2 protein-coding genes are annotated in these 1,299 nt (G+C 36.3%); one reads left to right on the forward strand and one right to left on the reverse strand.

The window, feature by feature from the left end:
- Positions 1-624: DUF2268 domain-containing protein (locus tag ACQKMD_RS21990; protein WP_427754702.1), on the forward strand; the 624-nt coding region annotated here is incomplete at its 5' end.
- 232 nt (positions 625-856) lie between these two features.
- Here ACQKMD_RS21990 and ACQKMD_RS21995 read toward each other — a convergent pair.
- Positions 857-1,299, reverse strand: a 443-nt coding sequence (locus tag ACQKMD_RS21995) for a transposase (RefSeq protein ID WP_427754703.1), incomplete at its 5' end; no start/stop codon positions are given.

Raw genomic sequence — 1,299 nt, forward strand, 5'->3', positions numbered from 1 at the left:
ACATTAAATGAATGCATTTCCTTTCTTGAAACTAATAATTTGCAAATTAACGCTGATGAATTGAAGTTCGGTTTATATATTGCGGATCCAGAAAAACTAAAATTACAAAAGGGGTATTGTGGGTTTGGGGGTATTCCGGGATATATTCATGTTTCTATATTCCCTAATTCATATAATATCCCTAGATTGCCGGCTGTGATAGCACATGAATTTCATCATAATATTCGATTTTCTTACTTTGATTGGGATCATGGAAATGTTACAGTAGGCGATTACTTAGTGATTGAGGGGTTAGCAGAATCCTTTGCGAGAGAACTTTATGGAGTGGAACTATTGGGTCCATGGATTACTTCTTTTGATGAGGAGGACTTGGAATATTCGAGAGACGTCATCAAAGAAGTATTACATGTCAAAGGATTTACGGAGATAAGTAGTTACATGTTTGGGGACGTGATTGCTATAGAACAAGGGTATCAGCCAGTTGGCCTATCTTCTTTTGCAGGTTATGCAGTTGGCTACCAAGTAGTACAAGCATTTCTGAAACGGAATAATGTAAGCATAAAAGAGGCGACATTGTTACATACCGATCAAATCATTCAAAATTGTGGCTTGTTTTCTAAGTAGAAACTGTTTATTAGTGCGTTAATCTATAGAGGGATTAACGCACTCTTTCTTAAATTTATTGATCAAAATTAGATATTATAGGTAGATTGCTTATTCCACTAAACCAGCTAATAGAATGTCAAGTAAAACATTTTAAATGGAAAAACACTTCATGTTATACTAAAAATGCACTACACAAATAACCCTCCTCATTCAATGTGGAAGGTTTTGGTTTTATCGGAAAATGCTATTACTAAATAGTTTCTTGGAACGGTGTTTTCGTTTTTAATATGGCATAAATCCAGTGTAAAAGCTTATTAGTACAAGCTATAATGGCTACTTTATACGGTTTACCTTCCTCCCGTTTCAAATCGTAGAAGGCTCGTAATCGTTTATTTCGTGCAATATTTTCATCTGTTGTTTTCTTTTTACGGCTATCTCGAATCGAACAGCGAACGGCTGTGTAAAGCATGTGACGAAGTCTAGCTGAGCCACGTTTGGTAATGTGATTTTTTGTGCCTTTAAAGCGTCCAGATTCAAACACACTTGGGTCTAGTCCTGCAAAGGCTACTAACTTTTTTGGATGATTAAACCGGTCAATTTCCCCAACTTCTGAAAGTATCGTGGCTGCGATTTTTTCACCTATACCGGGAAGTGACTGGATTAATTCATATTCTTCGAGTTGTGCCGCCAATT

The organism is Viridibacillus sp. NPDC096237 (genome assembly GCF_050278625.1).
Taxonomy (GTDB): Bacteria; Bacillota; Bacilli; order Bacillales_A; family Planococcaceae; genus Viridibacillus.